Source organism: Pseudomonas sp. B3(2017) (assembly GCF_002113595.1).
In the GTDB taxonomy this organism is placed as follows: domain Bacteria; phylum Pseudomonadota; class Gammaproteobacteria; order Pseudomonadales; family Pseudomonadaceae; genus Aquipseudomonas; species Aquipseudomonas ekonensis.
Genome location: NZ_NEIU01000012.1, coordinates 86,389 through 98,076 on the forward strand (window position 1 = coordinate 86,389; position 11,688 = coordinate 98,076).

Sequence of the window (11,688 nt, forward strand, 5' to 3'; positions counted from 1 at the left end):
TCCGGTGAGTGAAAATAGCAGGCGCCGGGGCGAACGCTTACAATCGTGCGCCTTTTCACCTCCCACGCAGGCCCGCCCGTCCATGGCGCTCGACCCCCTCACGATGCTGACCATTTCCACCGCCCTGGCTGCGGCGGCGGCCCTTTACCTGGCGGTCGAATGGCGCAGCATCCGCGAAGCCTCGCTGCTGTGCTGGAGCGCGGGCTTCGCCACCATCACCGTGGGCTCGACCCTCGCCCTGCTGCGCAGCGGCGGCTATCTGCTGATCGGCATCTGGTTCGCCAACGGCTTGCTGGTGGTCGCCCACTGGCTGTTCCTGCTGGGGGTGGCGCGGTTCACCCGCCAGCGCCTGTCGGGAGGCTGGTACTTGATCGTCCCGGCCTGGCTCGGCCTGCTGTGGCTGCCGGATGACGCCTTGTGGTCGAAGGTCATGCTGATGAGCAATTCGCTGCTGGTGGCCCTGGTCACCCTGCGGGCGAGTTTCCTGCTGCGCCCCCACGGCAAGTCGCTGAGCATCGGCGCCGTGCAACTGCGCTATGTGCTGCTGATCCACGGGCTGTTCTATGTGGCCAAGGCCCTGACGGCGGTGGTGCCGGGCACGCTGATCGACCTCGCGGCCCTGCGCGGCGAGATCATTCAGATCTCCCTGGTCGAGGGCGCGATGGCGATCATGCTGATCGCCCTGTCGATGACCGGCACCGAACGCCACCGCCGGGAAACCCAGATCGCGCGGCTGGCGGCGCAGGATCCGTTGACCGGGCTCTACAACCGCCGCGCCCTGGAAGTGCAGGCGCCGCGCCTGCTGGACGGCGTCTCCAGCGCCCGGCCCGGTGCGCTGCTGCTGATCGACATCGACCATTTCAAACTGGTCAACGACCTGTACGGCCACGTCGCCGGCGACCGTCTGCTGGTAACGCTCAGCGAGCTGATCCGCGCGGCGCTGCCCGAAGGCGCGCTGGCGGCGCGGTTGGGCGGGGACGAGTTCGTCATCCTGACGGGCGACGCGTCCCACGAGCGGATCATGGCGCTCGGCGGCACCCTGCGCGAACGGTTCCACGCCGCCACGCAGGACTTCGCCACCCCGCAGGCCGTGACCCTGAGCATCGGCGCCAAGATATTCGAGCATCCGCCGGCCAGCCTGGCGGCGCTGATCGAGCAAGGCGACAGCGCGCTCTACGCCTCCAAACGCGGCGGCCGCAACAGCCTGCGGGTGGCCGATCACAACTAGCCTTTGGCCGATGGCCTATGCTTGCCGGCAGTCCACGATAGAGGAGCCCGCGATGCCCACCCCCGAAGCCGCCCTCCTGCACAGCTGGCACCAGAACGCTGCGGCCTGGATCTGCGCGGTGCGCAGCGGCGCCATCGAGAGCCGCCGCACCGTCACCGACCAGGCGATCCTGCTGGCGATCCTCGGCCGGCAGCCCGAACGTGTGCTCGACCTGGGCTGCGGCGAAGGCTGGCTGCTGCGGGCCTTGAGCGAAAGAGGGATCGAGACGGTGGGCGTGGACGGCGACGCTACGCTGGTGGAGGCCGCACGGGCGGCGGGCTCTGCGCCGGTGCATGTGGCCAGCTATGATGAACTGGCGGACGGCCGGGTGGACATCGGTCACGGCTACGACCTGATCTGCGCCAACTTCTCCCTGCTGCACCAGGACATCATCCCGCTGCTCGCCGCCCTGAACGCCCTGCTCGCCCCCGGCGGCGCGCTGGTGATCCAGACGCTGCACCCTTGGGCCGCAGCGGCGGGCGATTATCAGGACGGCTGGCGCGAAGAGTCGTTCGCCGGGTTCAAGGGGCACTGGCAACCGATGCCGTGGTACATGCGCACCCTGTCGAGCTGGACCTGCGCACTGGACATGGCCGGTTGGCGGCTGGCCGAACTGCGCGAACCCCAGCACCCGCAAAGTCCGCTACCGCAGTCATTGCTGCTGGTGGCCGAGCAGAAGGGCTAGCCCTGGGCCTGGGAAAACCCCAGGTGGTAGCCGTTGCAATCGCGCACGCCGAACTCCCGGGAGCCGTAAGGCATGTCCTGCAACGGCCAGGCGATGGTCGCCCGCTCCTTCACCGCATCGTAGTAGCGGTCCACCTGCTCGATCACCAGGTAAAAGGTGGCTGAACAGGCTGCCGGGCCGCCCCAGGGGTTCTCCTGGGTGAACACGAGGCTGCAGTCCCCCAGCCGGACGGTGAGCGTCGACTCCGCCGAGCCGGCGACGGTGAACCCGAGGACGTCGCGGTAGTGGCGTTCGGTCTCGGCCAGGTCATTGCAGTACAAAAGCGCGGTCAGCGGCATGTCGCCTCCGGAACGGTGGATGAACAGTGGCGCGATAGTCATCCATTGCCCGCCGCTTTGGCAACGGGCGCTACAGCCTCGGCCTGAACAGAATCCCGGTATAGCGCAGCAGGAACAAGCCGAAGGCGGCGCACCAGAGCAACACCGACAAGCCCAGGCCCAGGCTGGAGAACGGCACGACCCACACCCGGCAGGCCGCCGCGGCCAGCACCAGCGCAAACCCGGACACCATGCCTTTGGGCGGTTGCAACAGGCGCCCGGTGTGCCCGAGGCAGACCCTGGCGATCATCGCCAGAATCAGCCCGCCCACCCCGCCGACCGCCAACGCATGGGTGGCCAGGCTCTGCTGCCCGATCAGCTCCAGGTGCCACAGCGCCATGGCCAGGGTCGCCAGCGCCATCCAGCCATAGGCCAGGTACAGCGACCACAGCAGCGGCACGCGCCACAGTCCGCGGTCATGCCAGCGGATCAGGCGCCACACCTGCAAACCGCCGACAAGGACGAACAGCGCCGCCAGCCACAGGCTCGGCGAATCGTTGAGGCCGGCGGCGAAGGTCACGGCGATCAGCAGGCTGGCGGCGAAGGTCACGGCGATCAGCAGGCTGGCGGGCAGCAACAGCCGCGTCGGCCATGCACCGGCCGGCGGCGCGGGCGGCCGGTTCAAGCCGCGCTGGATGAAGAACGGCAGCACCCGCCCGCCGATCACGGTCATCAGCGCCGCGATCAGCCACAGCGCGGCCAGCACGCCCTGACGTTGCAGACCGGCGTCATCCAAGTGAAGGCCGGACAGGGTCAGCGCCTGACAGCCCGCCATCAACGCCAGCACCAGCACGATCGGGTAGTTGTCCCGCTTGCGCGCAGCGATCAGATCCCGTCCCAGCAGCCCCGCCAGCAAGGGCAGAAATGCCCCTTGCACCAGCAGCACCGCACCGACGGGCAATGGCACCCACCACGCCAGACGCCCCGCCAGCCAGACCGACACCAGCGCGATCAGCGGCCATCCGCGCAGGGGCGCAATGCCCGTCCAGTTCGGCACCGCCGTCAGCAAAAAGCCGCCGACGATCGCCGCTGCGAACCCGAACGGCATCTCATGGCGGTGCCAGGCCAGCATGCCGCCCGCCGGTTGCAGGGCAAGCCAATGGCCGTGCAGCCACAGACCCCAGACCATCACCGCCAGCACGGCAAACCCGGCCCCGGCGAGAAACAGCGGCCGAAAGCCGACACTGAACAGCGGCGCATCGGACAGGTTACGCATGGCAAGCCTCCGCTGGCGCATGCACAAGCCCCAAGCGACGCTCCGAGACCAGCCGCATCACGTAGCCGATCTTGAGCAGGGTCGGCCCGATGACGGTCAAGGCATGCATCGTCACCAGCAACCCGAGCGGCAAGTGCCCTTGATGCAGATAGGCCCCGTAGAGGCCGACCGACAGCAAGGCCAGGCCGGCGACAAGCACGCGGCTCGACAGGCGCAGGACGTTCAGCGGACTTTCGAAGAAAGCGAGCATTTTTCGTATCCTCGTGCGGCTGGATGTGTGCCTGGAACGTTACAACTCCCGTGCCACTTTCAAGGCCCCGTCAAATCAGGGCCTTGGCAGCGACTGAGTCGATATGACTCGAATCCGACCTGGTCATTAAGACTACCAATAGAGTCATAACGACCAAACCATGACCTTGCGACCGATCTGCGGCATCCCGCACGTCCCCCGGACTGACTACGCTGTTAATCCAGCGTGTCTAACCTGCCGAGGACAACCGCCATGCAACGTTTCCAGAAACTCACGCCTTGCCTGTGGTTCGACGACCAGGCCGAAGCGGCGGCGAAGTTTTACTGCTCGATCTTCGATCACTCGAAAATCACCGCCGTCACCCACTACGGCAAGGCCGGCCAGGAATTCCACAAGCGCCCGGAAGGCTCGGTGATGACCGTCAGCTTCGAACTCGACGGCCAAAGCTTCACCGGCCTCAACGGCGGCCCGGTGTTCACGTTCAACGAGGCGGTGTCGTTCCAGGTCAATTGCCAGACCCAGGACGAGATCGACCACTTCTGGGGCAACCTGTCTTCCGGGGGATCTTCGCAGGCGCAGCAGTGCGGCTGGCTCAAGGACAAGTTCGGGGTGTCGTGGCAGATCGTGCCGGTGGCGTTCATGCACATGATGCAAGACCCCGACACGGCCAAGACCCAACGGGCGATGCAGGCCATGCTCGGGATGAAAAAGCTCGACATCGCTGAACTTGAGCGGGCATTCGCCGGCCAGAGCTAATACACTCCAGCCCTGGCCTGCCGGGATCCACGACGATGAGACACAGTGCCGCCAAGCACCCTGAGAAAGCGCCGCGCTTCTGGCGCGACGACGCCCTGCCCTTCATCGAGGCGCGGGCCATCGCCGATGGCCGGGACGTCTGCTACGCCCGGCACTCCCATGCGCACTTCTCCATCGGCGCCATCACCGCCGGGCGCAGCACCTATGTGCACGAGCAATCGCAGCACGAGGTCGCCGCCGGCACCGTGGTGCTGATGAACCCGGGCGACGTGCATGCCTGCAACCCGATCGACGACCAGCCCTGGTCGTACCTGATGCTGTACGTGGAAACCCCTTGGCTGACCGACCTGCAGCACCAGCTGGGGTTCAGCGCCGACCTTGAGTTCCGGCGCTTCTGCGCCACCCGTTCAAACGATCCCGGCCTGTTCCGCGATCTTCAGGCGCTGTACCGTATCCTCGTCGACGACCAGCAAGACGTGCTGCGCAAAGAGAGCGCGGCGGTGGAGTTCTTCAGCGACCTGCAAACCCGACTGAACCCTGCGGCGGCGCCCGTGCGCGAGCCGAACAGCAAGCTCGAACACGCGGCCGCCTTCATCCGGGCACACTGCACGCGACTGCTCAGCCTCGACGACATCTGCGCGGCGGCGCAATTGTCGCCCTCGTACCTGATCCGCGCCTTCAAGCAGCATTACGGCATGACGCCCCACGCCTATGTGGTCAATCAGCGCATTCAGTTCGCCCGGGAGCGCCTGCGCAGCGGGCAGTTGATCGCCGACGTCGCATTGGAGGCGGGATTTGCCGATCAGGCGCACTTTCAGCGGGTGTTCAAACAGCACTTGGCGGCGACGCCGGGGCAATATCGCGGATGATGGCCTTAGTTATCCGCAGCCGATAACTTCCGGTTAAACATTGCCGCGACCCTCAACTGCCCGCCCATATTCAGCCGCCGCAACCCCACACTTCACTTGAGACTTACAAGCCGAAACGATACTCACCCGTCAGGCAGTTCAAACTTACGTAGTCTGCGTCCAAATCAAACACTCGGTACGGACGCCGACATGAAACACTGGTTCAATTTGCTGCACCCGCAAACATTATCTGTCGATCAGGCTGAAAGCCGGGCCATTGCCGCGACACTCAAGAGCGCAACTTCCCTGACGGCCCAGGCAGCAAGCCAGGCCATCGGCCCTACGCTTGAGTTCGAAACTCATCAGCAACCCGATGTTCGAGCATTAGGCACTTTCATCAATACGGGCAGCCGCTTCGACATCGCCCAACACTCGGCGAGGCAATTGCTCAGGCGAACAATTGCGCAGCAAACATTCAAGGCAGCCGACCATGACTTCTGGATAATGGTGAACCCGGCAGGTGAGGTTCATCGGGCCATTAACGTTCCAACCTCGCCGACCCCCTCTCTGAAGTTGGAAGCGCTTGACCGTGCAACTTTCGCCAGCCAGAAGGGCAACATCGAACTCATCGCAAAGGCTGCTGCCCTCGCGGGCGGCGTCATTTCCTCGTCCAATGTCGTCCCGCTCGTCAATTGGCTGCAGTTTCATCAACTGAACGTGCCGAAGACTGTCGGTGACATACAGAACCTGATTGCACTGCTGACACTTGAACTGCCGACGCCCCCGCTGCACGGCAATTATTGGGGTGACGTCCATCAGGCCGGCGAGCCGACACTTTTCATCGATGAAGACCAGCATTCAATCCTTCATCAGCACACCTACGGACTGACGAAAATGAGGAATACGTCCGCCCGGGAACCACTGATCAGTTACCTGAGCAGGGCGCTTTACGAAAAGAGAACCTCAACGTTTCTGCGCGAATACCCACAAGAAAGTTGGGCACTGCTGTTGGAGCTCCCGTTTATCAAGCAAATCGCCCAATCGTACATCGAGGCACTGGGACTTGACGCATCGTCAGCCGAAACCGACTTGCCGGTTGAACTGTACAGCCGGGTACTGGTATCCGCCATCATCGAGGACCTCGACCTTGGCACGCATGACAAGAACACCGATTTTCGCCGCACCCTGCTGTATGCCCGCTCCAATGCGCAAGCCAACGTCTACCAGGTACGGGAAGGAATAAAGGACTGGTTGAGCGGCGTCGACGAAGCCGCTCTCCCCTTGGCAATTGAACTGATACTCGCAGGACTGGCGCCGGAGTTTCTGGTTGATGCCCCCGTGTCCGTGACGATCGGCTCACTGGAGTGGGTCACGCTGCGCAGATCGGTCATGCTGACGGAAAGCATTGCTCCAGGCCTGTCCCGAAACCTGTCGTATGCACAGTTGATGGAACTGGGAGCGATTGCGCCCGCCAGCCCTCAACAGCAGATCCTCCACGACTGGGTGACATTGCAGGGCATCAAGGACTGGGCAACGGTCAACGACCTGGAGGACGATGCGCACAGCGATGCGGAACAGGACCTCGTGAAGAATGCGCTGACGCAATACTCGGCACACGCCAGAACGCTCGAAGAAGCCCATGACGCAATGGGCGCTCGACCCGTCAATCGCCGCCTGCTGGCAACAGACCAACTGTCGCTTTACAAGCAAGACCCCATGGAAATGCTGTCCGTATGGGCGCCACTGAACAGCTACTCCTCAGAGTCGCTTATCGATCTCTATCTGGCAGGCGTGTTGAAAGAGAAACGGTACGACAGAAGGCTGGGCACCAGCATTTACAAAGAGAATCCCGACCTCCTGACGCTGCCGCCCATCAACGACCTGTACGCCGCGCGGACGAAGGCACATACCGAACGCTACAAGGCCGCCATTGCGACGATGCTGCGCCTGGCGATGTCGCGCTTGCCGAACGATGACCGGATCGCGCTTGAGCGTGGAAAAATCGGCCTCTATTACGTGCGCAAGAATCTGTCCCGAACCCTCGACGGCGGAGCCGATCTGCGTGAAAACCAGATCGCGGGTTTCGGCGTTGTTGTTCTCTGCCGGCACGACAGCCAGATCCGTTGCGTTGAAGTGTTCCCCCACCAAGGCCTGTGCCGCGCCAATCCGGCACTGGCCCAAGCTTATGTCAAAGGCTACGTGCTGGACGAAAGCGGGGGCTGGTTCTCCAAAGGCCCGAACGGCAACAACGATGATTTCAAAGCATTGACCCACATGAGAGTCGCCGACTTCGACACGCGGGCTTACTTTGCGGGCGGCTCGCCAGACGGCCCACCGGTATACGACGTCACGAACATGGGAATGGAGCGCTTCGCCGAACTCGACTACAACGACGGCCCGCAGCCCTTCTCCTTCAGCCCCATGAGCAGTTTCCGTTCGGCACGGTTCGAACAGATCAGCCGACTGATAGCCGAACACCGCTCTCCGCTGACCTACGAACATTTCTACGCCATCGCCTACGACAAGACCGGTATCGAAGAACGGAACGAGGCCATCAGCAACACGTTCGACACCATCCTGAACACCGTCATCCCTTTCAAAGGCTGCATCGAAGACCTGGCGTCCGGCGACCCGGATCGGCGAAGCGGTGCCCTCTTCAGCTGCATCATGGACGTCACTGCCGTCGTCACCGTTTTTGCGGGCGGAGCCGGACTGTTCACCAAAGCCCTGGCCAGCAGTTCCAGACTGTTGAACCTGAGCAAGGTGGCCGCACGTTCGTTGCTGTCGCTGTTCAACCCACTGGACGGCGTGCCGCAGTTGATTCACGGCGGCGCCAAACTCGTCGGCCAGACCGCGCTGAAGCTCAACCACCTGGGCAAGGCCATGACCCGCACCGGCGCCGACCAGTTGCGCTTGTTCACCGGCGGCAGCGGCGCCTATGACCTGATCAAGGCCTTGGACAAGACCGGCTCCGCCGCCCAGATCCGCATGACCCTTGGGACCGTGGCGCATGGGCGTGCGCTGTTCAGGGACGAAACGCTGGAAACCGCCGGGCATGTGCTCAAGCGGTTGGGCGACAAGGCCCTGCCGCCCGACGGCATTCCCCTGTCGGAGTTGGATCATTTGTTCGAAAAGGCTCTGATCGAAGCCTCGGCGAAATTGCAACCGGCCCAGGCACTGAAGGCCTTGATCGGCAAGCAACCCTTGCAGGAACTGCTGGGCGGCATCAAGTCGACCTACTTCAAGCACTACGAAACCGCGCGAAAAACCACGAACGTGGTCGAGTCGATGGAAGCGTTGGTCACCATCGACGTCAAAAACATCAATGCCCTGAACGAACACCATCGAACGTTGCTGACGTCGGAAGGCCTGAGCGACGCCAAGTATCACCAGGTGTACGAAGAAGGGCGATTCAACCCCACCGGCCTGACCGATGATGCGGACCGAGCGACAGCCTGGATCCTCAATGCCTCCAGCTCCAAAGGCAATGAGTTCGCAACGCTCAAGGCGCTGCTGCTCGAGTACAGCGGCAACGGCCTGGCGCTGAGCGATCCGGCGGTGGTGCGGGAACTGCACAAACGCCTCGTCCCCACCGTTCCGGCCCTGCGGACACCGAAACCCGAGACGGGCTACCCGTCTTCCATCAGCGGCAGCATCATGCTCGACCGGCATCTGCCAAGGCTGGATGCTGGCCATGAACACTTCGGCAAACAGCTGTACGGTGCGGTCACGGGCTTCCATGCCTTCACCGACGGCAACGGTCGCACCGCCCGAACCCTGTACGCAGTCCACGAGTTGCGCGCCAATCGCTTCAGCCCGTTGGCGCCCGCCTCAGAGGGCGCATTGAGCGGCCTGGCTTGACGCCGCTGCAGCAAGGCCCTTGCCCTGTCGAACCGGGCAAGGGCCGCGCGCGAAACTTACGGAATCAGCAGATACACCGCACTCCCCGCCAGCAACACCGCCATCGTCCGGTTGAACAGGCGCACCCCGGCGGGATTCTCCAGATAGCCGCGCAGGAACGTCCCGGCATACGCCCAGCACCCCACCGACAGGTAGCAGATCACCAGGTACACCGCCGCGAACTGCCACACCAGCCGTGCCTCGCCATCGGCGACGAACGCGCCCATCCCGGCCACGCAGGCCAGCCAGGCCTTGGGGTTGAGCCACTGCATGACAGCGCCGTACAGCATCGACGGCGCACGCTGCGCCTCCCCCGCGCCCAGTTTTCCGTCATCGGTGAACAGTTTCCAGGCCATGAACAGCAGGAACGCCACCCCGGCCACCTGCACCCCCCGCGTCAGCGCCGGCCACAGCCTCAGCACTTCGTGCAGGCCCAGCCCCATCAGCACCAGCAACAGCACGAAGCCCAGGGTCGCCCCGGCCACATGCCGCTGACTGGCCAGAAAGCCGAACCGCGCCCCCGCCCCCAACGCCACAATGTTCACCGGCCCCGGCGTAATCGACGCCACCAGGGCGAACGCCGCCATCGACACCATCAGACTCATCGCACACCTGTTCCCTTTCCGTTGAACCGGTCGTCACCCTAACCGCCCGCGCAACACCCGTATTGAACAAAACACCCCTGGCCTGTACCGCGACGGCCGCGCCTGACTGTATGGGTTCGAACGCACGCGCCCCGTGGTAAAAAGGCACACCCGCCACCGGAGCCACCGCCATGGACCTCGCCACCCTCACCTTGTTCCTGCCCGCCTGCTTCGCCCTGAACATGGCGCCCGGCCCGAACAACCTGCTGTCGGTCAGCAACGCCACCCGCTACGGCTACCGCCGCGCCTGCGTGGCCGGAATCGGCCGGCTGCTGGCGTTCGCCGGGATGATCGCCCTCGCGGCGGCGGGCCTGGCGGTGGTGCTGCAGACGTCCGAGCTGCTGTTCTACGGGATCAAGATCCTCGGCGCCGGCTACCTGTTGTACCTGGCGTGGCAATTGTGGCGGGCCGAACCGACGGCACACAGCAGCGCCGACGCGGCGCCCAGCGGGATCCTGGCCCTGGCCCGCCAGGAATTCCTGGTGGCGGCGGGCAACCCCAAGGCGATCCTGATCTTCACCGCGTTCCTGCCGCAGTTCGTCGATCCGGCCCGGGCGATCACCCCGCAATTCATGGTGCTGGGCCTGCTGTTCCTGGCGCTGGAATGGATCGCCATCAGCGCCTACGCCTACATGGGCCTGCACATGCGGCGCTGGTTCGCCGAACCGCGCGGCAAAAGGATCTTCAACCGCTGCTGCGCGGGGCTGCTGTCGGCGGCGGCTTCGGTGCTGCTGATGGCCAAACGCGCCTGAGGGCTCACTCGGCAGCTTCGGACGGTTGCCGAGCGATGGCGGACGGCGGGCAGCCGAACAGCCGCTTGAACTCCCGGCTGAACTGCGTCGCGCTGGCGTAACCCACCTCGTAGGCGGCCTGGGCGCTGCCGAACCCTTGCTGCACGATCAACTGACGGGCCCGGTGCAGGCGCAGATTCTTGAGGTACTGCATGGGCGCGTGGCCCGTCACCTCGCGAAAGGCCTGGTGATAGCCCGACTGGCTCATGCCGGCCTCTGCCGCCAGCGCCGCCACGGAGAACGGCGCGGCGGGGTCGCGGTACAGGCTGTCGATCGACCGCCGCACCCGCCCCAACCGGCCCTGCCGGGACACCAGCGAGCGCAGGCATTCGCCGGCCGGGCCGAGCAGCATCTGGTAGTGCAACTCGCGCAGCAGAGCAGCGCCGAGCACCCGGGTGTCCATCGGCGACGCCAGCGCCGCCAGCAAGCGATTCAAGGCATCCAGCAGGCCGGGCGTCATGTCGGTGATCATCATCCCCCGCTCGCCCGGATTCGCCGACGCCTGAGGCGGCGCGTCCATGGTCAGCAGCAATTCGCTGACCAGGCTGCTGTCGATCCGCACCGCCACCGCCAGCATCGCACCGTCGGGGCCCACCTGCGTGTCGCAGTCGAACGGCATGGGCACCGTCACCACCAGGCACTGGCCGGCGTGGTAGGTGTAGGTCTCTGCGCCCAGGTAACCGCGCTTCATCCCTTGGGCCAGCAGGACGAAGCTCGGCTCCTGCAGCACCGGTGCCTTGGGCTGCGAAGTGTCGGCGCGCATGTAGGTGATGCCGTCCAGCGGCGCGGCGGTGAAACCGTCGTTGGCCGCCAGGCTGCGCAACCGGTCGATCAATAGCTGGCGTACGTTCGCCCCGTCCGTCATGTGCCTTGCCACCCGTCGATATCCACGAAAGTCCCATGGTAGGCCAGCGAACGCGCGGCGGGCGAGCCCGGCGCCGTGTGCCTGGAGGA

11 protein-coding genes are annotated in these 11,688 nt (G+C 64.6%); 6 read left to right on the forward strand and 5 right to left on the reverse strand.

The annotated features are described in order from the left end of the window. Positions 1-82: 82 nt before the first annotated feature. Both CAG33_RS18050 and CAG33_RS18055 read left to right on the forward strand, forming a co-directional pair. Positions 83-1,228, forward strand: a complete 1,146-nt coding sequence (locus CAG33_RS18050) for a GGDEF domain-containing protein (RefSeq protein WP_085639839.1) — start codon at positions 83-85, stop codon at positions 1,226-1,228. Between the two features lie 52 nt (positions 1,229-1,280). Continuing rightward, the gene (locus tag CAG33_RS18055; RefSeq protein ID WP_085632649.1) at positions 1,281-1,952 is read left to right on the forward strand and encodes a bifunctional 2-polyprenyl-6-hydroxyphenol methylase/3-demethylubiquinol 3-O-methyltransferase UbiG; all 672 of its coding nucleotides are present in this window, start codon (positions 1,281-1,283) and stop codon (positions 1,950-1,952) included. Here CAG33_RS18055 and CAG33_RS18060 read toward each other — a convergent pair. Genes CAG33_RS18060 through CAG33_RS18070 form a run of 3 tightly spaced genes read right to left on the reverse strand, consistent with a single transcriptional unit; the run spans position 1,949 to position 3,795 of the window. Further along, a complete protein-coding gene (locus CAG33_RS18060; RefSeq protein ID WP_256575731.1) occupies positions 1,949-2,332 on the reverse strand; it encodes a glyoxalase/bleomycin resistance/extradiol dioxygenase family protein in 384 nt (127 codons plus the stop codon). The genes CAG33_RS18055 and CAG33_RS18060 overlap by 4 nt on opposite strands. Positions 2,333-2,360: 28 nt before the next feature. Next, positions 2,361-3,545, reverse strand: a complete 1,185-nt coding sequence (locus CAG33_RS18065) for an NnrS family protein (protein WP_085639842.1) — start codon at positions 3,543-3,545, stop codon at positions 2,361-2,363. After that, entirely contained in the window at positions 3,538-3,795 is a 258-nt protein-coding gene (locus CAG33_RS18070) for a transmembrane sensor/regulator PpyR (protein WP_085583521.1), read from the reverse strand. Before CAG33_RS18070 ends, CAG33_RS18065 begins: the two co-directional genes overlap by 8 nt. 252 nt (positions 3,796-4,047) lie before the next feature. Between CAG33_RS18070 and CAG33_RS18075 the strand changes: the two genes are divergently transcribed. The 3 genes from CAG33_RS18075 to CAG33_RS18090 all read left to right on the forward strand — a co-directional run bounded on the left by CAG33_RS18075 (position 4,048) and on the right by CAG33_RS18090 (position 9,260). Then, positions 4,048-4,551, forward strand: coding sequence for a VOC family protein (locus CAG33_RS18075; RefSeq protein WP_085639845.1), 504 nt, complete (start codon positions 4,048-4,050; stop codon positions 4,549-4,551). Between the two features lie 35 nt (positions 4,552-4,586). Next, a complete protein-coding gene (locus tag CAG33_RS18080) occupies positions 4,587-5,420 on the forward strand; it encodes an AraC family transcriptional regulator (RefSeq protein ID WP_085639848.1) in 834 nt (277 codons plus the stop codon). A 189-nt stretch (positions 5,421-5,609) separates the two neighbouring features. After that, the gene (locus CAG33_RS18090) at positions 5,610-9,260 is read left to right on the forward strand and encodes a hypothetical protein (protein WP_139833022.1); all 3,651 of its coding nucleotides are present in this window, start codon (positions 5,610-5,612) and stop codon (positions 9,258-9,260) included. Positions 9,261-9,316: 56 nt separating this feature from the next. On the opposite strand, the gene CAG33_RS18095 is transcribed toward CAG33_RS18090, so the two are convergent. Next, positions 9,317-9,904: a LysE family translocator gene (locus CAG33_RS18095; RefSeq protein ID WP_085639857.1), complete on the reverse strand. Its 588-nt coding sequence runs from the start codon at positions 9,902-9,904 to the stop codon at positions 9,317-9,319. Between the two features lie 170 nt (positions 9,905-10,074). On the opposite strand from CAG33_RS18095, the gene CAG33_RS18100 reads away from it, so the two are divergent. Beyond that, positions 10,075-10,695 (forward strand): LysE family translocator, encoded by a 621-nt coding sequence (locus CAG33_RS18100; RefSeq protein ID WP_085639860.1) that lies wholly within the window; start codon positions 10,075-10,077, stop codon positions 10,693-10,695. A 4-nt stretch (positions 10,696-10,699) separates the two neighbouring features. Here the strand turns inward: CAG33_RS18100 and CAG33_RS18105 are convergent, their stop codons facing one another. Further along, entirely contained in the window at positions 10,700-11,599 is a 900-nt protein-coding gene (locus CAG33_RS18105; protein ID WP_170930024.1) for an AraC family transcriptional regulator, read from the reverse strand. Positions 11,600-11,688: the final 89 nt, after the last annotated feature.

What these genes read in the sequence shown, in the direction of transcription:
- CAG33_RS18050 (WP_085639839.1), top strand. Translation starts at nt 83, where the DNA reads ATGGCGCTCGACCCCCTCACGATGCTGACCATTTCCACCGCCCTGGCT.
- CAG33_RS18055 (WP_085632649.1), top strand. Translation starts at nt 1,281, where the DNA reads ATGCCCACCCCCGAAGCCGCCCTCCTGCACAGCTGGCACCAGAACGCT.
- CAG33_RS18060 (WP_256575731.1), bottom strand. Translation starts at nt 2,332, where the DNA reads ATGACTATCGCGCCACTGTTCATCCACCGTTCCGGAGGCGACATGCCG.
- CAG33_RS18065 (WP_085639842.1), bottom strand. Translation starts at nt 3,545, where the DNA reads ATGCGTAACCTGTCCGATGCGCCGCTGTTCAGTGTCGGCTTTCGGCCG.
- CAG33_RS18070 (WP_085583521.1), bottom strand. Translation starts at nt 3,795, where the DNA reads ATGCTCGCTTTCTTCGAAAGTCCGCTGAACGTCCTGCGCCTGTCGAGC.
- CAG33_RS18075 (WP_085639845.1), top strand. Translation starts at nt 4,048, where the DNA reads ATGCAACGTTTCCAGAAACTCACGCCTTGCCTGTGGTTCGACGACCAG.
- CAG33_RS18080 (WP_085639848.1), top strand. Translation starts at nt 4,587, where the DNA reads ATGAGACACAGTGCCGCCAAGCACCCTGAGAAAGCGCCGCGCTTCTGG.
- CAG33_RS18090 (WP_139833022.1), top strand. Translation starts at nt 5,610, where the DNA reads ATGAAACACTGGTTCAATTTGCTGCACCCGCAAACATTATCTGTCGAT.
- CAG33_RS18095 (WP_085639857.1), bottom strand. Translation starts at nt 9,904, where the DNA reads ATGAGTCTGATGGTGTCGATGGCGGCGTTCGCCCTGGTGGCGTCGATT.
- CAG33_RS18100 (WP_085639860.1), top strand. Translation starts at nt 10,075, where the DNA reads ATGGACCTCGCCACCCTCACCTTGTTCCTGCCCGCCTGCTTCGCCCTG.
- CAG33_RS18105 (WP_170930024.1), bottom strand. Translation starts at nt 11,599, where the DNA reads ATGACGGACGGGGCGAACGTACGCCAGCTATTGATCGACCGGTTGCGC.